The sequence below is a fragment of the Martinezella sp. CNPSo 3964 genome, from assembly GCF_057784375.1.
In genome coordinates this window covers 73,527-95,213 of the sequence record NZ_JBXSOW010000012.1, presented here as the reverse complement: position 1 = coordinate 95,213, position 21,687 = coordinate 73,527, and the positions used below count along the sequence as shown (strand labels likewise).

General features: G+C 59.6%; 10 protein-coding genes. 5 read left to right on the top strand and 5 right to left on the bottom strand.

The window, feature by feature from the left end; genetic code table 11:
* Nucleotides 1–47: 47 nt before the first annotated feature.
* From AC13Q5_RS28845 to AC13Q5_RS28835, 3 genes are all read left to right on the top strand, one after another.
* The gene (locus AC13Q5_RS28845; RefSeq protein ID WP_488504003.1) at nt 48–740 is read left to right on the top strand and encodes a sugar transferase; all 693 of its coding nucleotides are present in this window, start codon (nt 48–50) and stop codon (nt 738–740) included.
* Nucleotides 741–1,139: 399 nt separating this feature from the next.
* On the top strand, nt 1,140–2,690 hold the full coding sequence (locus AC13Q5_RS28840; RefSeq protein ID WP_488504002.1) for an oligosaccharide flippase family protein: 1,551 nt from the start codon (nt 1,140–1,142) through the stop codon (nt 2,688–2,690).
* 38 nt (nt 2,691–2,728) lie between these two features.
* Nucleotides 2,729–3,565: a methyltransferase, TIGR04325 family gene (locus tag AC13Q5_RS28835; protein WP_488504001.1), complete on the top strand. Its 837-nt coding sequence runs from the start codon at nt 2,729–2,731 to the stop codon at nt 3,563–3,565.
* Between the two features lie 85 nt (nt 3,566–3,650).
* Here AC13Q5_RS28835 and AC13Q5_RS28830 read toward each other — a convergent pair whose 3' ends face one another.
* Nucleotides 3,651–5,369, bottom strand: a complete 1,719-nt coding sequence (locus AC13Q5_RS28830; RefSeq protein WP_488504000.1) for a GMC oxidoreductase — start codon at nt 5,367–5,369, stop codon at nt 3,651–3,653.
* Nucleotides 5,370–5,582: 213 nt separating this feature from the next.
* On the opposite strand from AC13Q5_RS28830, the gene AC13Q5_RS28825 reads away from it, so the two are divergent.
* Entirely contained in the window at nt 5,583–6,767 is a 1,185-nt protein-coding gene (locus AC13Q5_RS28825; RefSeq protein WP_488503999.1) for a DegT/DnrJ/EryC1/StrS family aminotransferase, read from the top strand.
* 1 nt (nt 6,768) lies between these two features.
* Nucleotides 6,769–7,506, top strand: coding sequence for a 4'-phosphopantetheinyl transferase family protein (locus AC13Q5_RS28820; RefSeq protein WP_075855007.1), 738 nt, complete (start codon nt 6,769–6,771; stop codon nt 7,504–7,506).
* Here AC13Q5_RS28820 and AC13Q5_RS28815 read toward each other — a convergent pair.
* The 4 genes from AC13Q5_RS28815 to AC13Q5_RS28800 form a co-directional block, all read right to left on the bottom strand.
* Nucleotides 7,476–9,077: a glucosamine inositolphosphorylceramide transferase family protein gene (locus tag AC13Q5_RS28815; RefSeq protein WP_488503998.1), complete on the bottom strand. Its 1,602-nt coding sequence runs from the start codon at nt 9,075–9,077 to the stop codon at nt 7,476–7,478. The genes AC13Q5_RS28820 and AC13Q5_RS28815 overlap by 31 nt on opposite strands.
* 110 nt (nt 9,078–9,187) lie before the next feature.
* Complete coding sequence (locus AC13Q5_RS28810) at nt 9,188–11,671, bottom strand: condensation domain-containing protein (RefSeq protein WP_488503997.1); 2,484 nt, start codon at nt 11,669–11,671, stop codon at nt 9,188–9,190.
* Complete coding sequence (locus tag AC13Q5_RS28805) at nt 11,668–19,755, bottom strand: amino acid adenylation domain-containing protein (RefSeq protein ID WP_488503996.1); 8,088 nt, start codon at nt 19,753–19,755, stop codon at nt 11,668–11,670. The genes AC13Q5_RS28810 and AC13Q5_RS28805 overlap by 4 nt, the downstream gene beginning before the upstream one ends.
* A complete protein-coding gene (locus AC13Q5_RS28800) occupies nt 19,752–21,665 on the bottom strand; it encodes a non-ribosomal peptide synthetase (RefSeq protein WP_488503995.1) in 1,914 nt (637 codons plus the stop codon). Before AC13Q5_RS28800 ends, AC13Q5_RS28805 begins: the two co-directional genes overlap by 4 nt.
* Nucleotides 21,666–21,687 lie beyond the last annotated feature (22 nt).

The following is a 21,687-nucleotide window of genomic DNA, read 5'->3' as shown; positions in this document are numbered from 1 at the left end:
GCTGGCAGCCTTTGAAGGAAGCATGATAGTGGTGAGGGGTCCGGAAGATGTTATCGACTTTTGACAGCATTGCCCATCGCGAGCGATCTCGTCGCGAGGCGAAGCGGACGGAACGGCGCGGACGCGCCAAGCGTATTGTCGATCTTGTTCTTTCTGGGCTCGGGCTGTTGTTTCTGGCGCCGGCTCTGCTTGTCATCGCGATTGCATTGCTTCTGGTCGACGGCCGGCCCATCATCTATCGCCATACGCGTGTCGGCCGCGATGGACGCCCGTTCGACTGCCTGAAATTCCGCACGATGCGCAAGGATGCCGATCGGCAGCTGGCGGAGCTGCTAGCCCGTGATGAGGTGCGAAAGCAGGAATGGCTATCGACGCAGAAGCTGACCAACGACCCGCGCGTGCACTGGCTCGGGAAGTATCTGCGCATGAGCAGCGCCGACGAGCTGCCACAATTGGTGAATGTTCAGCGCGGTGACATGAGCCTGGTCGGACCTCGACCCGTCGTTGCCGCGGAGCTCGATCGCTATGGAGCCAATCTCTATTGCTATCTGGGGCTGCGGCCGGGGATCACGGGCCTCTGGCAGGTCAACCGCCATGCGGAAACCACCTATGAGGAGCGTATCCAGTTCGATCTGGATTACTTCCACAGTCGTTCATTGCGCACCGACTTTGCAATTCTCGTAAAAACGGTCGGCGTCGTGTTGCTCGCACGCAACGAAAAAGAACGTCTCACCAAATGAAAAAAGCGGCGACAGCAATCCAAGCGACAAGGCAGAAGATCACCAGAATCCAACGAAGCAAAAGTTTCTGGCGCAATCCACCTGGCTGTCTCGAGGCGATGCGATCATTGTTTTCGTCTTTCATAAGCGGCTCTGCGTGGTGTTTCATGACAATTGCCGGCAAGCCCCTCTTCTATTGCCGAGAATTTCGATGGGACCCTGACGTTCAGGGCGATAATTTCTGCAAAACAAAATCGAATAATTCCGGCGCACCCCGCTTACAGGCAGCGTTTCATTACACGGAATCATGTCCTGAATGGGAACATTATAGATTTTATCTGGTGCAGGGCTGGAAAGAACTGTGGATTATCATGTTAAATTTAAACAGAATTTCTCAACCGGGCGATGCGAAGGCCGGATTTGCTCGTATTTACTTACCGCGACGGTGCGCTGATGGATAGCTTTCCGCTTCGCCCCAAGCGCACTGTCTGGACGAGCCTGCGTCATTGGCTGCGCGCCCGCATGCCCGCGATCGTCGGCGACGGAGCCTCGACGCTCGTTTCGAAAGTCGTATCGCAGGTCGTCCAGCTTCTCATATTCCTCGTCGCCGCCCGCGTGCTGGAATCGGCCGAATTCGGCCTCTATGCGTTCAGCTCCGCCATCGTCGTCATGCTTGTCGTGATCTCAGAGGGCGGATGGGGCGAGTTTGTCATGAAGGCCGAGTGTACGGACCGGGAGCTCGACCAGATCGGCACACTCTCGATCGTTGCCGGCGTGCTCGTCACGGTCGTCGGGCTGCTGGGTGCCGCCATTGCCTGGCGCTTTTTCGGCAGGCAGCACGAAGCGCTTCTCCTCGTTCTTTTCAGCTGCTGGTTTTTGCCATCGTCTCTTTACGCGGTTTACGATGGGCTGTTGGTCGCGCGTGGCCTGCTGCGCAAACAGGCCGCTATCCGCATAGCGAGCGAAATTGCCGGGTTCTGCGCCACGTTGTTGGGACTGTGGCTCGGATGGAACGTGTTTTCGCTCGCGGCCGGACGGCTCGTTTCGCAGCTGGTCTGTCTTGCCGGCTCGGCAGCCGTACTCGCCTGGCGTCCCAGGCTCTATCTGACCTGGCCTTTCGCGCGCGAGATTCTCGAATTTTCAAGCCATATCCTGTCGAACCGGCTGATCCTCTTTCTGCGATCCTATTCCGGAACGCTCGCGATCGGCAGCTTTCTAGGCCTTTCGGAGGCAGGTTACTATCGGGTTGCGGAGCGCATCGTCGCGGCATTTTCCGAACTCATTGGCGAGCCGGCGCGAATGCTGGCCTGGACCTTGTTTCGCCGGGCGGCGATCGTGATCGGGGTGGACGGAAGGCAGGTTCGCGACGCCGGCCCCTCTGCAACCGTCTTCATGACGGTTCTCATGGCGATCTGCACGCCGATCTATCTTGGTCTTTCGCTGATATCCTCCGATTTGATCGAGATTGTTCTCGGCGAAAAATGGGCGCCTGCGGCAGTTCTCGTGGCGATCCTGTCGCTGAAACAGATCCTGTTGATGCCGGGTTACGTGACGGAGGCGCTGTTGTCCCTGTCGGGCAATATCAGGCGCATGCCGCCGACCCTCCTGCTCAACGCAGTGGTCTCCGTCTCGCTGATCCTGCTTCTGGCACCTTTCGGCGTTGTCGCTGCTGCCTGGGGCCAATGCGCGGCATCCCTGATCTCCTTCTTCACATCGATGCACCTGCAAAAGAGCTATGGCGGCCTCCGGTGGGGACGTGTGCTGCGCAAGAGCGGCTATCTTGCCGTTGCCGTCGCATTGATGGCGTCGGCGGTTTACGGGCTCGGTTATTTCGCCGGATCGCTCAGTATGCAACGTGTACTGACTGTGTTGCTGCAGGTGGTCTCGGGCGGCGCAATCTATGTCTGCACGCTTCTGGCTCTGGAGAAGATGAGTGGAGGCACAGTTTCGATTCTCTCGGGCAGACGCTGATCGGCGACGATTGAATGGACAGAGATAAGGGGTGCAAGATGACAGCTTCGTTGTGGTCCGGTTCATCGTGGTCGGCGCATGCACGTTCGGCCGTTAAGGGCACCGCACAGACGGTCGCACAGGGGCTTTTGCCGCTGCGCCTGGCCAGAGGGCGGCTGAACTATCTCTTGCCCTTTCCACGCCGGTTTACGGGCGCCTACGACAGCTATGAGGCTGCTATGGCTGCTGCCCCCAGGCACACTATGGCCGGCTACGATCACGATGAGATCGCAACCGTTGCATTCGCCAAAATGTGTGAAGTGACGCCGTGGGACTATCCGGTGCTGTTCTGGGTCCGCAATTTGCTGCACGAGATCGATGGCCTCGTCGACGCCGGTGGGCATATGGGCACGAAATATCGGGCCTTTCGCCCCCTGCTGCCGCTCGATGGTGCATTTCGTTGGGTCGTATATGATTTGCCGGCCATCGTCCGCGCCGGGCAAGGCCTTGCCGAGAAGGAGGGCCTGACGAGTTTATCCTTTGTCGATCGGATCGGAGATGCCGGCGAGATGCCATTGCTGCTCGGATCCGGGTTGATGCAATATCTCGATATGCCGCTGTCCGGCCTGGTATCGCAAATGCCCTCTCGGCCGCGTCATCTGATCCTCAACAAGGTTGCACTCCGCAAGGGCAGGACTATCGTCACACTGGAACGCATCGGCAGGTCGTATGTCCCCTATCACATGCGCAACGAAGCGGACTTCACCGGCGATATCGCAAGGCTCGGCTACAAACTGGTCGATCGCTGGTCCATTCCTTCCCTGTCGCATGCCATAGATACCCACCCCGAGCTCGGCCGCAGCGAGAGCGCCGGCTTCTATTTTCGGCTGGGCTAGAGCAATTCTAGGAAAAGTGCATAGCGGCTTTCAGTCAGGAATTACCAAAAAGGCTGGAGCCTTTTCGCGATTCGAGCGGAAGGCTCTAGCCGTGATGGAGCGATAGGCCCGGTTCGCTCTGATGACGCAGTCTGTGCACCTGCGTGGCCGCGTGTCGTTGCTTGAGGTGATCGGCAAGACGGATCGACAAGGCAAGCAGCATCAGCGTCGGATTGGCGTGGCCCGGCGTTGGAAACACCGAGCTGCCGGCGACGAACAGGCCGTCGATGCCATGAACCATGGCGTTGGTGTCAACGACGCTCGTCCGCGGGTCGGTTCCCATGCGGGTGGTGCAGGAGGGATGCGCCATATCCATGAAGACGGGCAGGGTGTTCTCCCTTGCCACGATCCAATCCGGTAGCTCGGGCCTCGGTAAGTCAACGCGAACGAATTCGCTTGAAACAAGCCCAGCAAGCCGCTTGACGCTGTTTATTTCGCGCGGCCCTATCTTCCAGTCGATACGCGGCAATGGCTGACCGAATCGATCGCGTTGTTTCGCCAAGGTGATGCGGCTCTCCGGATTGAGCTGTTGTTCGACCATGACGTCGAAGCGCAATTCCGTCGAGCGATGCGGCAGACCGCGCTTGCGCACGAGGCGTCCGTAGAGCCCTGAGGCGATCATGTCAGCCGATTTCACGACCGTCGCAAGATCTCCCATGGCGGTCTTGCCCGCCCCCTTCGTCAGGCGCTTCAGCGCTGCCCAGGGATCATCCGTAGCGTGGATCTGCACCGGATAGGCGGCGCAGTTGGTAAGGCCTTCGCGTGCTTGAATTTCAGGGCTCAAGGACAGGCCCCTGAGATAGAAATGCGTATGCCCGCCATGGCTGAGGCCATAGAAATTGAAATGCCTTGCGATGGCGTCGATGTCGCGCCCCGTAAAGCGGCAGAGCGATGTGCGGGGATGGTCGCAGAGATAGCGGCCGACAACGTCGTGCTTGTTGCCCACGCCTGCCGGCAACCGGGAATTGGATGCAAGCAGCAGGCGTGCATTCTCGACGCCGCCGCCGCAAAGAACGATCGTGTTCGCATGGACAATCGCGTGTCGGCCGATCGGGCTCACGAGATCGAGCGAGGTTACTCTTCTGCCCTGGCGGTCGACATTGATCTCGGTCACCGTCGCTTGTGTCAGAAAACTTATGTTCGCCGCCGCGATATCGCCCGCAAGTCGGGCAAAGCGGGTCGGCTCGGCGCGCGGATGGCGCATGTGGCTGAATTGCCAGAAGAAGGGCTTGAGAAGCTGATTGTCCAGACCGAGATCGTCCGGGCGTGAATGCAGCAGCGCAAAGAGGCGTTCATCGTAAAGGTTAGGCCCGAGGTTGAGCAGTTTGCCAGCACGATCGAGTGCGGGCAGCAGCTGATCGCGACTGATCGGCCAGCCGGAAAGCAGCAGCCAAGGCCGGTTCAGGAAATCGATGTCATCGAAGGCGGAGCATTTGCCGATCCAGGTATGGCTGCTGCCGCCAAGCATGCGATTTCGCAGCTCGAATGCGGGAATATCGTTCAGCCATGCCAGCTTGCCGGTATAGCCTCGCCCTTCGGGCACGGCATTCGCCGAAACGAATGGCTCACCAATATTTTCGACAGTATTCAGTGCCTGAATTTCAGCCTCGTAATCTTGGCCACCGCTCTCGATGACAAGGACACGAATCCGGGTATCCGCAAACTCGCGGGCGATCGCAATTCCAGCCGGTCCGCCGCCGATAATCGCAATATCGGCATGTATTTCAATCCCTTCCGGCATAGATCTCAAGTCGCTGGTTATCATGATCGTTTTCCCGCCCATTTTCGTAATTTTTACCAGCATCGCGAGCGTGCGGATAACTGTTCGATTGGCATAGGCGCGGACGATATCTACCGATTTCGGATAGGTGATCTGATCGGTTCCGGCGGCCCTTTCAGTCGGAAGTCCATGCTGAAAATGCGGCAATCACAGGCTAGGCTCTCCAGCAAATGCCGAGTTTCCTGGGGAGCGAAAATCATGGCCAAAGTGGGGTTACGTGAGTGGTTGGCGCTCGCGCCGGTATTTGCCTCGGGCAAATTGGCACGCTACAGCGACGAGACCGGTGGCCCGCTGGGACGCTTCGAAGCGGATTTTTCCACCAAATTCGGTGTGCGCCATACGCTGGCGACGAGTAGCGGAACAGGCGCGCTGATCTCGGCGCTGGTTGCCGCCGGCGTCGGCCCCGGAGATGAAGTGCTCGTGCCAGCCTATACATGGATTGCAACCGCCGCTGCCCCACTGGCCGCAGGCGCGGTGCCGGTTCTGGTCGATATCGACCACACGCTCACCATGGACCCGCAGGACATCCTGCGTAAGATCACGCCGCAGACGAGGGCAATCATTCCGGTTCATATGTCGAACATGGTGTGCGATATGGACAGCATCATGCGCATTGCCCGCGAGAACAATCTCGTGGTCATTGAAGATGCCTGCCAGGCTGTCGGATTGCATTACAAGACCAAGCGGGTCGGTACGATCGGTGATTTCGGAGCCTTCAGCTTCAATCAGTTCAAGAACATCAATTGCGGAGAGGGCGGGGCTGTCGTTACCAACGACGCGCGGCTGTTTGCCCGAGCCCGGATGTATCACGATATCGGCTCCATGTTTCGCGGCCACCTCGACAATGCCAACGAGCCGCCCATGCTGGGGGTAAATTTCAAGGCGAGTCAGATTCAAGGCGCCATGCTGAACGTGCAGTTGAAAAAGCTCGATCCGATGATTGCCCGCATGCGTGAGCGTTACGATGTGATGAGCGAAATCTTCGCCAAGAGCGCATGGATCATGGTGGGGCCTCACAACGATATCGGCAATGCGGCAGGCCTCCACGTCATCTTCGAAACGTCGGACGAGGCCAAGAGATTTGCCGAGGAAAACAGGCGCGGCGTCTATCGGCTCTTCGATTCCAGCCGCCATGTCTATACCAACTGGCAACCGGTCCTGCAGCAGCGTACCGGTCACCCGGCGATGAACCCCTTCCACTGGACGGATCGAAAGATCGAATACACGCCGGAACTCTGTGCGCAGACGCTCGACATCCTGAAGCGCAGCTGCCGCATCAGTCTTGGAGAGAATTATCCGGTGGCGCTGGTCGCCTACCTGGCCAGGCGGATGTCGCGTCAGGCCAAACCGAAGAATGCCAATCTCTTGTACGCAACGATCTGACATGGAGAATATCGGGCCTGACACAATCGATGTCTGGCACTGGAAGCTGGACATGCCGTTGCCTGATCTCGGCATGTACATCACCTTGCTGTCGCTCGATGAGTGCGTCCGGACCATTCGCTTCGTCCATGATCGCGACAGGCATCGTTTCGTCGCCGCCAGGACCGGAATGCGGGTGATCCTCGGGCGCTATCTCGGCATTCCGCCGCGGTTGATAGGCTTCGACTATGGCGACAACGGCAAGCCTTACGTCGCGATCGGCGGTGCTTGTCCCATCCATTTCAATCTCAGCCACAGCGCCGACCGGGCCGTGCTTGCCGTTTCCGATCACTATGAGCTCGGCATCGATATCGAGGAAATTCGATTCCTGAAGGAAGATATCGCGAAATGGTTCTTCTCCCGCAAGGAGTATCAGACGCTTCGATCGCTGCCGGCTGATGGCTACCTGGATGGTTTCTATCGCTGCTGGACGCGCAAGGAAGCGTTCATCAAAGCCCATGGTGCCGGTTTGTCGCTGCCGCTTGATAGTTTCGATGTCACGTTCGACAGATCGAAGCAATCGCGATTGGAACGGCTGGAGGGGGATGAAGATGCACCACAGAACTGGGCCATTCTGGAACTTGCCACACCTGCCAACTTCGCCGGCGCCGTCGTTGCCTCGACCGGCGGGCACCAGGTGTGCCTGCGCTATCGCAATGGAAATATCAGTCAGATGGTCAGCCGCGCATCGAGAATGTAGCGCCCATCGGTGGCATCGAAATGATGGCAACCATGGAGCCCGGCCTTGAAAACCGGGGTAACGGTGCGGATGCGGCGCTCGCAATAGTCGTCGAGCGTGAGTTTCTCGATCTCCATGATGTTGAGAGCATAGCCGTAAATGCCGTGCGCATTGTGCTGCGAGGGTCGCAAGAGCCTGCCGTCACGTTCGAAGATACGCCCTGCGCCGCGCGCCTCGGTGCTGCCGATGACGACGGGATTTCGCTTGTGGGGTCTTATGCCTGTGAGCGCCGGGCCGTCGACCTCGAACAGATAGAGCTCGCTGCAATGGTCTTCGTAGGCATGGAAGTCCGACAGGTTGGTGAATAGCCACCATTTGCCGTCATGACGGATCAAGACGCTATCGGCCGGCGACTGGCCCTCGAAGGCCGTGGCGTGGAGCTCCCATTTCAGCGGGAACTCACAGCAGCGCCAGACCTCGAGGCGCCGTGCCTGATGCGTTTCCGGTATCATGAAGATCTGGTCACCATCGCGAAAGATGAATGGATAGGAGAGATGGTAGGGGCGCTCCAGCGCTACCCCGACCTGTGTGAGCGCATCACCGTCGAAACGGCCGACCGCGATATGCGCCTTGCGGTCGCCGCGGGAATAGGCCTCGTAGAACAGATAGCATTTTCCATCTTCCTGAAACAGGAATGGATCGGCCTTGATGCTGTTGTCGGAAGGCGGAATTTCGACCGCCCTGCTCGGATCGAAATCATCGATATGGCCGCGTCCCGTATAAAGCGTCCATATGGCCGACTCGGCGCGGAGCCTCGCCCTGATCGATTTGAATGCTTTGACCGAGACAGATCCTGCGACGATGCAGCCGTAGCGAAAGAGGTCACCGAGCGATGGTGGCCGATCGGCAATCGGGCCAGTGAAGGCGGATGGATTGAAATGCTTGGTGTCGGCGAGCCGCGTCAGCTCTCGCAGCAGAAGTGTAACGCTTCGCTCTCGCACGAAGGCACTCAATCGTGTTGCGCTCGGCTTGATGTTGAATGACGCCCGCGCGATCTCGAGCCTTCCGGCCTTGCCGCCGCGCTTGGCATAGAGGACCAGATCGGCAGTCGACGCGCGGGCAAGGACCTCGGCATAGCCGTACCAATCCACATCGGCCGATCGTCGGTCGGAGAGATTGAAGGCCCATTCTCCGAATGGGAGAGCAGCGATCGCGTCGTCGGCCATGCTCGTTGGAACCATGCGGACGACGAGATCCAGCTTCAGGCGGCGCAACGATGCCGCCGTGATGTTGTCAGGGGTGCATGTCTTGTCGCCATCGGATTGGTAGCAGTCGATAAAGTGACGCCGGCAATTGAAATGCTTTGGCGAATAGGCGGGTTGACGCGCAAGGGCTCGCGTCTCCAATCGTGTGCTCCAGGATAACAGCTTCGATGTCTTCCCGTCGCCAAACGGATAAGGATGGGTCAGCACGGCTGCGAGCTCCAGACCCGGCGCCGCCAGAATCCGGTCCAGGATCATCAGCTCCCAGTTTTCGAGCGCATGTCCGCGCGCGACGAGAATGCCGACCCTCAATGGCTTGGTCTCGTTCATGGCTGTTTCCTCTTATGGCTCGGCCGCTTGCCGGATATTGTTCCGGGGCATTGGCGGATACCTAGAGCCGGATGATTTTAGGTCTGTTCGACTTAAAATTTGAATCCGCTCTAGTCGGCGGTGAGTTTTCGCGAGAGCGTCGAGGCCAGGTCGCGGATACCGTTGCTGGTCAGCGAATCCTCGTGCCAGCCGTCGATATCGACCACCATGCAGTCCTCTCCGACCGCATCACCCCATCCAAACCGCATTTTGCGCGCCCGAGGATGGGTCGCACTGCTTCTAAGCAGAACGACGCTTTCATCCTTTGTCTGCGGCGGCTTGTAGCGACGCGCTGCCGCCACCAGCAATTTGGTAACGGCCTCGTTCGCCTCCTCTTCAGGGGAATATTGACCGGCCTTGACGCCAAAGATCCTCAGAAGCGACAGTGAGACTTCGAACTCCTTGAGATAGTCGATCAGCCGGATACGGCGGGACAGCAGCTTTCGGGTGAAATAGGCAAGACGCTTACGTCGCCGCTCCCGGTGCCATCGCGCTTGCTCCCGTTTGGGCAAGGAGGCGAAATAACCTGGAGCCCAGGCATCGATGATGGCCGTGACGCCGACATCCATGCCTCTTTCGCGCAGTTGCCGGCTGATTTCCATCGCAAGGACGCCATTGACGCAGAGACCGACGATGGCAATGCGTCCCACGGCCTTGTCGATCTGCATGGCATCGATCGCACGGCCGGCGATATCCTCGATACTGAGACGGTCCAGGCCGCCTTTTAGATCCGCGTGGAACATGTTGACATTGTATACCGAGACCCTGTCCGGTAATTCATTGGCAAGGCGGTAGTACAGGAATGGATGGTTGAGAGTATAGACCGCGCCGGTCCCCACGCCATGTTTGCAGGTAATCAGCTCCCACGGGTTTACGGCTTTTTCCTGCGGTTTCTCGACCTCTTCGCTATCGAAGATTGCAGCTGCAAAGCCCGCAAACGTCGGCTGCTTGAATAGAAGCTGCAATGTCGGGTTTGCGTCGAATCTTGCGCGTGTTTCCGATAGTAGCCGGAGCGCGAGAAGCGAGTGGCCACCGAGCGCGAAGAAATCATCATCCGGGCGTATTTGCGGAACCTGTAGGACTTCCTTCCAGATTTCAGCAAGCGCTTCCATTCGCGTATTCGGTGGCGATTTGCCTGTGACGGCGCCATCCATCGGCGCAGTCTTGGCGGAAGTTGCCACGTGCCGTTCCGGCGCAATGAGCGAAGAAAGCGGCGCCTCAGGGCGATCGAGAGCAATTTCATACGCGTTCCTCCATAGTTGCAGGAGGCTTTCGATGGTGCTGGCTTCGAACAGGTCGGCATTGTATTCGATCGACATGCGCCAGCCGGTCGGCCGTCCGATCATGATGAAGCTGAGGTCGTAGATGACGCCGGGGGACTGCGAGGGCGAGCTGATGAGCTCGAAGCCGCCATAGCGACGATCTTCCAGAAAGGCCTTCTGCAGGTTGAAGTTGACCGAAATCAGCGGGTTGCGAGCCGGATCGCGCACCGGATTGACCAGTTCCACGAGCTTGTTGAACGGCATGCGCTGATGGTTCAGCGCCCCTTCGATCGTCGCGCTGACGGAACGAATATGCTCGGCAAAGCTGACATCGGAGCCGAAATCGAAACGCAGCACGAGATTGTTGATGAAGACGCCGATCATGTCTTCCAGATCGCTGTGTTCGCGACCGGCAATCTGCGAGCCGAAGAGCACGGTCGGCGCTTCGGTCAGCCGATGAAGGGCCGCGCTGAGGACGGCCGCGCCGAAACTATATTGCGAGACGCAATGCGCGCGCGCGGCCGCATCCATGCGATCGGTGAAGGCCGCTGGCTGTACGATGGAGAGAATATCGCCGCGATTGGTTTTGACCTGACCGCGAGGCCGGTCGGAAATGACTTCGAAATAAGGGGCGCCAAGCAGAGTTTCGCGCCAGAAGGTTTTTTCCGTTTCGAAACCATAGCTCTGCAGATATTCCTGCTGCCAGAGGGCATAGTCGCCATATTGCAAGGGCAGCTCGGGCAGGACCGGTGCACGCCCCGCATCGATTGCTGCGGCTATTTCGCCGACTTCCCGCCCGAGAACACGGATCGACCAGCCGTCAAAGCAGCTTTGATGAGCTGTTATCAGCAGGAAGCCACGCTCGTTTTCAGCCATCAGCAGTGTGACGCGGAATAGGCCTGCCGTGCTGAGATCGAAGGGTGCCTGCGCCGTCTCCTCGCCGATCGACAAGATCCGTGCCTGGCGCTGTTCCGGCGGCATGCCGCGCAGATCGATCACCGACATCTTGAAATTGACGTCGCTGACGGCCTGCTGGAAGGGGCTGCCGTTCCTTTCGATAAAGCGGGTTCGAAGTATTTCGTGGCGCTGAATGATCTTTCGAAAGGCTGCCTCAAGGGTCGAGACCCTGAATATCCCCCGGATCTCCCAGCGGACCGCAACGTTGAGCGCGGGGTTGCCGGGATTGAGCTGATCGAGAATCCAGCAGCGCAGCTGTGTCTGCGTACAAGGAAATTCACCGATGATCTGCGGTTCTGCAACCGAGCCGCTTGGACTGTTGTCGACTGTACTCATAGAGATGCCCCCAGGCCGCGGCGTGCGCCGTTACGAAAATCTCGCAGTGATGGAATATGGAGCTGCACAGGGTCGGACTGGTCCCCCCCCTGGGCATCGGCAAAGGCCGCCAGTGCGGTAATCGTTGGATGGCGCAACAGATGTTTTGCCTCCAGCGGCAGCCCGTTGTCGCGCATGCGGGCTGCGATGCGGAATATGGCAAGTGAATCGGCGCCCAGCGCGTAGAGATTGTCGTCGACGCCGATGTCGCCAAGGTTCAGGACATCCTGCCAGATCGCCAGCAGCCGTTGTTCCATCTCGGTTTTCGGCTGGACCTTGGTTGGCGCGGCACCGCGCTGCGGCACGCCACGCTGCTGCAAGGTCTTGCGGTCGAGTTTCCCGTTGCCGGTCTGCGGTAGCTCGCTTTCCATCACCCAGAAGCTCGGCACCATGTGCGCCGGCAGATTAGCTTTGGCATGTGCCGCGATATCGGCTGCGAGTGCATCGTTGCCGCTTACGGCTGGCACGATGTAGCAGACCAATGAACGATCGCCCTTGGCGTTTTCGGCGACGACAGTTGCACATTGGCGCACGCCTTCCACCTTGGAAATGACGGCCTCGATGTCGCCGAGTTCGATGCGGAAGCCGCGCAGCTTGATCTGCTGGTCACGCCGTCCGAGCAGCTGCAGCGACCCATCGGCAAGCCGTCGTCCGACATCGCCGGTCTTGTAAAGCCGCATCGGCCTGCCGACCGCAAAGCAATGCGGAACGAAAGCCTTCTCGGTCAGATCGAGACGATCGAAGTAGCCCTCGGCAAGCCCGTCGCCGCCAATGTGCAGCTCGCCAACGACGCCGACCGGCGCGATATTCTCGCTCTGGTCGAGGATGAAGAGCTGGGTGTTGGCGATCGGATGACCGATTGTGATCGGCTGATCGGCATCCGTGACGCGCTGCAGCGACGACCAGATCGTCGTTTCCGTCGGGCCATACATGTTCCAGAGCTCGCCGCCGATTTGAAGCAGGGAGCGCGCCAGTTCCCTGGGCAGCGGTTCGCCGCCGCAGAGCATTTTCAGCGCCGGCCGATCCTTCAGACCCGCCTCGACAAGCATCTGCCAAAGCGTGGGCGTTGCCTGCAATACAGTAGCGTCGTGGTCGCAGACGAGCTTTGCCAAAGCGAAACCATCCTGCACCTGGCTGCGGCTGGCGATGACGACCTTTCCGCCTGAAATCAGCGGCAGGTAGAGTTCGAGGCCGGCAATATCGAAAGAGATCGTCGTGACGGCAACGAGCGTGTCGCTTGCGCTGAAGCCTGGTTCCTTCGCCATGGAGAGAAGGAAGTTCGTCAGGGATCGATGCGAAACCTCCACGCCCTTCGGCATGCCGGTCGAGCCGGAGGTGAAGATGATGTAGGCCGACGCGGTCGTATCGACGGGCAGGGTCTTCAGCGGAAGGCCAGTCATCGAGCTGATCGCCTTGGCATCCTGATCGAGCCGGATAACGGGAATATCCGCCGCGGCAAGCCGAGCCATGTCGTCGCTGTCGCAGATCAGACCACGGATGCGGGCTATATCCAGCGTCTGCCGCAGGCGCGGTTCCGGATGCGCCGGATCCATCGGAACGTAGGTATGCCCTGCCTTCATGACGGCGAGGAGGGCAACGATCATGTTCAGTGACCGTTCGATCAGGATTGCAATGCGCTGATCCGGGTCTGGAAGCGCCATCTGGAGGTAGAGGGCCAGCTGGTTCGATCGCGTTTCCAGCTCGCCGTACGTGATCGACTGGCCGTCATGTTGAGCAGCAACGGCATCCGGATGTTCGGCTGCACGCCTGGAGAAAAGCGAGAAAACGAATTGATCGTGATCGTAAGACATCGCCGTCCGATTGAGATCGTCGACCAGCCAGGATTTCTCCTCGTCAGAAAGCAGTGGCAGCTCGCCCACCTTGTGATCCATATCCTTGGCCAAGGCTGCCGCCAGCGTCGAGAAATGGCCGATCCATCGTTCCACGGTCGCGCGGTCGAAGACATCGGCGTTGTAGTCGACATCGATGCGGATGTGGTCGCTCGCCTCGATCATGTTGAAGAACAGGTCGAAGTTGGAGAAGGCCTTTGCATTCGGCTCGATGGTCGGCTTGAGGCCGCCAAACGACGATCCGCCGGCCATGCGCTCCAGGTTGAACTGGATTTCGGTGAGCGGCAGGCGGCGCGGATCGCGTTTCGTATCCAGTTTGCGCACCAGCGTACCGTAGGTGTAGTCCTGATGTTCGAAGGCCTGGAAGACGAGCTGCTGCGTTGCCTTCAGATGGGCAGCAAACGGCTCCGCCAGCGAAACCGCCTGACGCAACGGCAGCAGATTGACGCAATGGCCGACGAGGATCTGGCCGTCGAGCAGGCTTTGGCCGGCCGAGGGGATGGCGATGACGATGTCATCCTGACCCGACAGCCGCGATATCATCACCTGGAGGGTCGCGAGCAGGGTGGAGAACAGCGTCGCGCCCGACTTCGCCCCTCTTTTCTTCAGCGCCTTGTAGACATCGGTGCCGATATGGCCGGTGCAGCTTCCGCCGGCAAAGCTGCGATATTCCGGCCGCGGACGATCAAGCGGCAGATCGGGAAGATCCGGAACCGTCTTGAACTGATCGAGCCAGAATTGCTCGGTTGCCTGGGACTTCTCGGGTCTTGGGGAAAGGTCGGTCGAATAGGTGGCAAAGGAGAGCGCCGGCTGGAGTTCCGGAGCACTACCGGCCTTATAGGCCTCGTAAGCGGATGCCAGTTCTTCGACGACGGTATTGATCGACCACCCGTCGCAGATGATGTGGTGGGCCGTGAAGACCAATACGTGTTTTTCGGGTGCCAGCTTGATGATGCTGGCGCGAACCAGAGGACCATTGATGAGATCGAAGGGCGTATGAGCATCATCGTCTATGAGAATGGCAAGCCCCTGGTCATCGATGTCTTCAAGGATCGGCAGCAGGTCGAGCTTGAAGTCCGGAATGAACTGGAAGTGCTCGCCGCCGCGGTCGAAGCGAATATGAAATGCGTCGTGGCGGGCAATAACGGTGTCGAAGGCCTTCTGGATGGCTTTTTCATCCAGCAGTCCCTCCAGCGTCAGCGAAAAGGACTCGTTGAACGAGCATGAGGCTTCGTCGCCCGCCTGGGCTGCAAGCCATATTTCCGTTTGCGCTTCCGTCAGCGGCGCCGATTGCAGCCTTGTTACGGATGCCTGTATCGGCATTGCAGATAGGGTTGGCTCTTCAATCGCGGTGAATATGCCGACGGCCTGCATGGCGTCCAGGCTGTCGCGGAAGGCTTTCGCGATGGAGCGGAAGTCGTCCTCGCTGTGGGCTGTCGTCAGGAAGCAGGGGTAGCCGTCCTGTATATGGACGCCGTTCAGCCGCATCTGAGCATAAAACAGCGCGCCGAGCGGATCCTGGCTGGAGAAGTCGGTGGCAAACCAGCTCTTGTAGCCATGAACGATATCGGCGATGCCGCGCCTGGCAAGATCGGCTTTGATCTCGGCGACGAGCGCCTCGGTTCGCTGGGCCACGCGATCGTAGAGGGCGGAGCCTTCTCCCTTGATATGGTGCAATACCGCCTCGGCGGCTGCGAGCACCAGCGGATGACGCACGAATGTTCCGGCAAAGAAGGTGGGCGCGGTCATCGGAACGGAGTTGTCGCCGTAAGCCCAATGGCCGCCGTCGAGCGCATCCATGAAGCGGGGGCTGCCGACCAGCACGCCGATCGGCATGCCGCCGCCGACGACCTTACCGTAGGTCGCCATGTCACCCTTGATGCCCCAGATCGCCTGCATGCCGCCCGGATCGACGCGGAAGCCGGTGACGACTTCATCGAAGACGAGCGCGAATTCGGATTGGGTGGCAATGTCGCGCAATTCCCGGACGAATTCGCGCGGCTGCAATTCCGGATGGCGGCTCTGGATCGGCTCGATGATGACGGCTGCGATATCTCCGGCATTGGCACGGATAAAATCGATACTTTCCGGCGCGCCATAGCGCAGGACCGTCATGTTCGACACGGAGGCCATCGGGATGCCCGAGGCAACCGGCAGGGCAATCGGCTTGTCGGCGCGATTGCGGCCCTTGACCAGAACTTCGTCGAACTGGCCGTGATAGTCATTGGCAAAGACCACGACCCGATCGCGGCCGGTGACGGCGCGCGCAAGCCGCATCGCGGCCATGACGGCTTCCGAACCTGTGTTGCAGAAGGTCACCCGATCATGGCCGGTCACTTCGGCAATCATCTTGGCGACATCGCCGGCAAGCGGCGTCTGCGGACCGATCGCAAATCCGCGGTCGGCTTGAGCTTTAACGGCGTCGATCACGAAATCAGGCGCATGGCCGAAGGCCGTCTGTCCGAAGCCATTGACCAGGTCGACATACTGGTTGCCGTCGATGTCCCAGATATAGGCGCCTTTGGAGTGGTCGCAGACGATCGGGAAGACCATCTCCTTCCAATCCGCGCGGAAACCGGATGCGGAGCGCGGATCGGCCAGATGCCCGCGATGACCCTGCGTGAACGACTTGGACTTGGCGTTCTTGGTTTCATAGGCCCTCGTGAGATTGGCGATGAAATCCCGTTTGGCAACGGAAATCTCAGAGGTCACGCTCTTGGCGTTCGGTCGGTAGAGCTTGATGCGCTCAGTGCCGAAATCGCTTTCTGCAGGAGCTGCGGTGGCCGGAGGAGAGGAGGGTTGGCTTGCTGCAGCTTGCGGCGCCGGCAAGACGGGCGCTATAGGCAGCGTGCTTGGCGCTACGGCAGCCGGAGCCCCGCCCTGCATGGCCTGCAGCATCAGCAACTGCTGGGAAAACAGCGTTTGCGCCATCTGGATCTGGGATTGCAGCACCGTCGCAAGATCCGATGTCCCCGCCGGCATCGATACGGCTTGCGGAGCGGGCATCATGATCGGCATCGGCGCCGGAAGCGGTGTGGCCGGCATCGATGCGACAGCGATTGGGGCGGCGGGCAATGGTTCTGCCATTTTTACCGCATCCGGCGGCATTTGCTGATCGAGATAGACTGCCAGATCGGCTACGGAGGGAATGTCGCTCAGCAGTTCCCGGAAAGAGATCTTGACCTTGAAGTCCTTCTCGATGCGTTGCGCAAACTGGCCGACGAAGAGGGAATCGAAGCCAAGTTCCAGGAAGGTTGCTGCCCGCTCGTCCGGTCCGAGCGTTTCGCCCGACATGTCGCTGAGCAAGGTCAGAAGAGCCGTTTCCAATTGCGGCAGACGGTTGGAGGTGGGAATGGTTGCTGCAACATTCATTGCTCGATTCTCCCCGGTAAGGTTGACGTCAGAGACAAGGGGTTCGGCCACTGGCCGGCTGTCTGTTTCGGCATCGATGTGCTTGGTCGATGCACGGCGCGCGGATGGCGGGGCATCGATCCAGTGGCGCTGCCGCTGGAATGGATAGGTCGGCAGGGACAGCCGATGCTGGGCCGACGATGGAAGAGCCGGCCAATTGAGGCGGCACCCTGCCATCCATAGCTTGCCATGAGCCTCTGCAAGAGTTGCTGCAGCGGCGGATGCCCGATCGTGTTCGGGCAGGCTTTGTACGACCGCGGCAAGACTGTCTCGTGCGATCGTCTGTGCGGCAAAGACCGACAGTGTGCGGCCTGGTCCCACTTCGAGAAGAACCGGTTTGCGGTCGCGGCAGAGCGTAGCAAGCCCGTCGGCAAAGCGAACGGCGTCGCGGCAATGCATGGCCCAGTAATCCGGGGATGTTGCCAATTCGGCGGTCTGCCAATCGCCCGTGACGCCGGAGATGAAGGGGATGGTGGCCGTACCGTAGGTGACCTTCTCCGTCTCCTGGCGTAGGGCTAGAGCCGCATCGTTCATCATCGCGGAATGGAACGCGTGCGATGTGTGCAACCGGCTGAAGGCGATCTCAGCTTCCGAAAGTGCTGCGCAAACCGTCTCGATATCGGCAAAGGGGCCGGAGATGACGCAAAGTTTCGGGGCATTGATCGCGGCGATCTCCACCTCACCTCGCAGATACGAGGTGGTCGTTGCGGCATCGGCGCGAACGGAGACCATCGCCCCTTGCGGCTGATGCTGCATCAACCGCCCGCGATTTGCCACAAGACGCAGGCCATCTTCGAACGAAATGACGTTGGCGAGCGTAGCGGCAACAAATTCGCCAACGCTGTGACCGATCATGGCATACGGCTTGACGCCGCGGCTGAGCCACAATCGGGCAAGCGCATATTCGACAAGATAGAGGCAGGGCTGGGCGATGCGGGTTTCACGCTGCTCGTCGGCGATGGCTTGCGTCGCTGGGCCGATGTGGCAGATGTAGTCGCGCAGGTCGAGCCCGAGCGTCATCTTCAAAAGCTCGGAACCGCGGTCGATCCAGCGGGCAAACTCCGGTTCCGAGCGGTAAAGCCCGGCACCCATGCCGACATATTGCGCGCCTTGGCCGGGAAACATGAAGGCGACCGACGGCTGATCGGCGGCGACGAGAGGCTGGTAGCTCTCCGTCGTCAGCTTGAGGATCGCTTCCTCGATATTTTCGGCGGCGACGGCCAGCCGGTGGTTGAACTCGCGTCGTCCGGTTTGAAGCGTGTGAGCCAGCTGCGCCATCGCAAGCTTCGGGTTTTCGGCGAGATGATTGCTCAGATTGGTGCGCATCTCGGCGAGCGCCTGCTTGTTGCGGGCCGAAAGGGGGAGAATATAATGCCCTTCTACCTCTTTCGACTTAGCCGGTTGGTAGGGGGGCTCCTCCAAAACGACGTGAACATTTGTTCCGCCTACGCCGAAAGCGCTGACCCCCGCTCTTCGCGGCTCCTGTCCCTGTGGCCACTCGATTGCTGTTTCTGGAATGTAGAAGGGGCTTTTCTCAAGATCGATGCGCGGATTTGGCTGGTGATAGTTGGGCATCGGCGGGATCTTTGCGCAGCGCAAGGCCAGCGCCGTCTTGATGAGGCCTGTCACGCCGGCTGCCGCGTCCGTATGGCCGATCGTGCCTTTGACCGACCCAAGCGCGCAATTGGCCGAGCCCGGCGCATCCTGCGCGAAGGCGCGCGTCAATCCGTTGAATTCGATGGGGTCGCCGAGCGGTGTCGCCGTGCCATGGCATTCGATATAACCGATGGTCGAGGGATCGACGGCGGCATTGGCGAGAGCCGTCGCGATTGCTTCGGCCTGGCCTTCTACACTCGGCGCCGTGAAGCCGACCTTGTCGCTGCCGTCATTGTTGATGCCGTAGCCGCGAATGACCGCATAGATGTGATCGCCATCCTTGAGCGCATCTTCATACCGCTTCAAGAGGACGACGCCCGCTCCGCTGGCAAACACCGTGCCGGCGGCGTTGGCATCGAACGGCCGGCAGGTTCCGTCGGGCGAGGCCATGCCGCCTTCCTGGTAGATATAGCCTCGTTTTTGCGGAATGGTAACGGAAATGCCGCCGGCCAGAGCCATGTCGCAGCTATAGGTCAGCAGGTTCTGGCATGCCTGAGAAACCGCGAGGAGCGAGGTTGAGCAGGCGGATTGCAAGGTGAAAGCCGGACCGCGCAGGTTGAATTTATAGGCGACGCGGGTCGCCAGCGTGTCGTTGAGCGCGCCGACAAGCTCATGGAAGCAGCCGATCTGGTAGTTCGATGTGAATTCTTCCGCCTTGGTGCGATCGTGCAGAACATTGTTGATCAGATAGGTCGGCATCGAAGAGCCGGCGAAAACCCCGATCAGGCCGGCATAGCGCTGTGGATCGTAACCGCCGTCTTCGAGAGCTTCCCAGCATATTTCGAGGAAGATCCGGTGCTGCGGGTCGGTAACAGCAGCCTCGCGCGGAAACATGCCGAAGAACTCGGCGTCGAACATGTCCGCACCATCGAGATGGGGCCTCGCGGCGACATAATTCGGCTGCGCCCGTTCCTCGTCGGTAAACGCGTCTTCGATCTCCTCTGGCGAGAAGAGCGAAAAGGCGCTTTTACCTTCAAGCACCAGCTGCCACAGCGCCTGCACCGAGGGCGCGCCGGGAAAGCGGCCGGACATGCCGACAATGGCGATGTGCCCGGAAGTTTGCTCGCTCAGCTCCTCATTGTCTTCGAAATCACGCTGCTTGCCATTCTCCTGGTGATTCCCTTTCATAAGGAGCTCCTGCGGATATGAGAGATCGCCTTCTTCTGCAACGCGGCACGCTGAGCCGCGGCGGCAATGCGGGTCGGGCCGGATGTGCGACCATCCAGATGAAGCGCCAGTTCACGAATTGTCGGATGACGCAGCAACGCAACCACATCGATCGCATGGCCGAGTGCTTCTTCGAGACCGGCATGAATTTCCATCAGCTGAAGGGACGTGCCGCCAAGATCGAAGAAGTTCCGGTCGAGATCGACGCCTTCGAGCGCCAATGCCTCTTGCCATAGGGCCGTCAGCAGTTCCTCGGTCCGGCTCCTGATGTCTGCCGGCTTTGTCTGGCTTTCGACCGGAGGAGGCAGCAACTTCGAACGATCGACTTTACCGGCCGGCGTCAGCGGGAAGGCGTCAACGATGACCGTGGCATTCGGGATCATATAGGCGGGAAGAGCCGCGCGCAGCGTCGCCATGACACCTTGCACCAGATCGGCGCCCGCGCCCACATGGCTTTCCTTCGGGCATAGATAGGCCACGATGCGTTTGAGGTTCTCGCCCTGTATGTGGCAAAGCACGATGCCGTCGGCAAGGCGTGGGTCGCGGCGGAGCGCGGCCTCGATTTCATCGAGTTCTATCCGCTTGCCGTTGATCTTGATCTGCCGGTCACGGCGTCCCTTGAAGGTGACGGTGCCGTCCGGCTTCAGGCAGGCCACGTCACCCGTCAGATAGAAGCGTGTCGCGCCCTCCCTGGTTTCGACGGTGACAAATTTCTGTTCCGTCAGTTCCGGGCGCTTGAAATAGCCGATAGCGAGACCGTCGCCCGATATCGCCAATTGGCCTTCAATGCCGGGAGGAACGACACGCAATTCCTCGTCCAATACCGCGATTCCGGTATGGGCGATCGCCTTGCCGATCGGCAGCTCGGTGCCCGAAAAACTCGGCAGAACCTGAAAGGCGGTGGCAAAGACTGTCGTTTCGGTCGGCCCATAGGCGTTGGTGAGCCTGCAGCCGGGATGATGCTCCAGAAAGCGGCGGGCGTGAACGGCCGAACCGACGTCGCCTCCGAAGAGGATATGACGAAGCTTCGGCAGGGATGAGCGGGCATGATCGGCGAAGAGATTGAACAGCCCTGTCGTCAGGAAGGCGATAGTGACGCCTGTCTCCTGCATGAAATCGGACAGGCGTGAAATCGAGAAATCGGTATCCGGCATGACTGCCAAGATGCTGCCATTGAGAAGCGCACCCCAGATTTCAAGCGTCGATGCGTCGAAGGAGATGGTGGCCGTATGCAGGACGACGTCATTGCGGCTGAATTCGACATAGTTTTGATCGAGAACGACCCGCGAAATGCTGCGATGGCAGATCATCGTTCCCTTGGGCCGCCCGGTCGAGCCGGACGTATACATGATATAGGCAAGATCGCCGCCCGTTATGTCTATTGCCGGCATCGCAGCGCCAGGCCGATGCGCCATTTCTGCGATAATGGCATCCGCTTCGATGACCCTGCCGTTCATGCTCGGCACGCTGGCAAGCTTCTCGCCATGGGCATTATCGACGAAAATGACCTTGGGAGCACATTCTGCGATAACGAAGTCGAGATGTTCCACGGGAAAGGCTGGATCGAGCGGGAGATAGGCGCCACCGGCCTTCAGTATGGCCAGGGTGCAAATGATCGCATTGACGCTGCGCGGTAGAAAGAGGCCGACGATATCGGCCTTGTGCACGCCCACCTTTATCAGATGCAAGGCCAGCGCATCGGATATGCGATCAAGGTCACGATAGTTGATATGGGTGTCGCCGGAGACAAGAGCCGTTGCCTCCGGTGCTGCTCTGGCCTGTGCGCGCAGCATTTGATGAAGGCAAAGATTGCGATCGTAATGCATGCTTGCTGCGCCAATTGCGTCTGCCTGCGCCTCGCGGTCAATCATTATCGCTCTCCGGGTTGTCCTG

Bases quoted from the DNA above. Each gene is read 5' to 3' on its own strand.
- AC13Q5_RS28810 (WP_488503997.1), bottom strand. From the start codon at position 11,671: ATGAGTACAGTCGACAACAGTCCAAGCGGCTCGGTTGCAGAACCGCAG.
- AC13Q5_RS28835 (WP_488504001.1), top strand. From the start codon at position 2,729: ATGACAGCTTCGTTGTGGTCCGGTTCATCGTGGTCGGCGCATGCACGT.
- AC13Q5_RS28845 (WP_488504003.1), top strand. From the start codon at position 48: ATGTTATCGACTTTTGACAGCATTGCCCATCGCGAGCGATCTCGTCGC.
- AC13Q5_RS28825 (WP_488503999.1), top strand. From the start codon at position 5,583: ATGGCCAAAGTGGGGTTACGTGAGTGGTTGGCGCTCGCGCCGGTATTT.
- AC13Q5_RS28805 (WP_488503996.1), bottom strand. From the start codon at position 19,755: ATGAAAGGGAATCACCAGGAGAATGGCAAGCAGCGTGATTTCGAAGAC.
- AC13Q5_RS28830 (WP_488504000.1), bottom strand. From the start codon at position 5,369: ATGATAACCAGCGACTTGAGATCTATGCCGGAAGGGATTGAAATACAT.
- AC13Q5_RS28820 (WP_075855007.1), top strand. From the start codon at position 6,769: ATGGAGAATATCGGGCCTGACACAATCGATGTCTGGCACTGGAAGCTG.
- AC13Q5_RS28800 (WP_488503995.1), bottom strand. From the start codon at position 21,665: ATGATTGACCGCGAGGCGCAGGCAGACGCAATTGGCGCAGCAAGCATG.
- AC13Q5_RS28815 (WP_488503998.1), bottom strand. From the start codon at position 9,077: ATGAACGAGACCAAGCCATTGAGGGTCGGCATTCTCGTCGCGCGCGGA.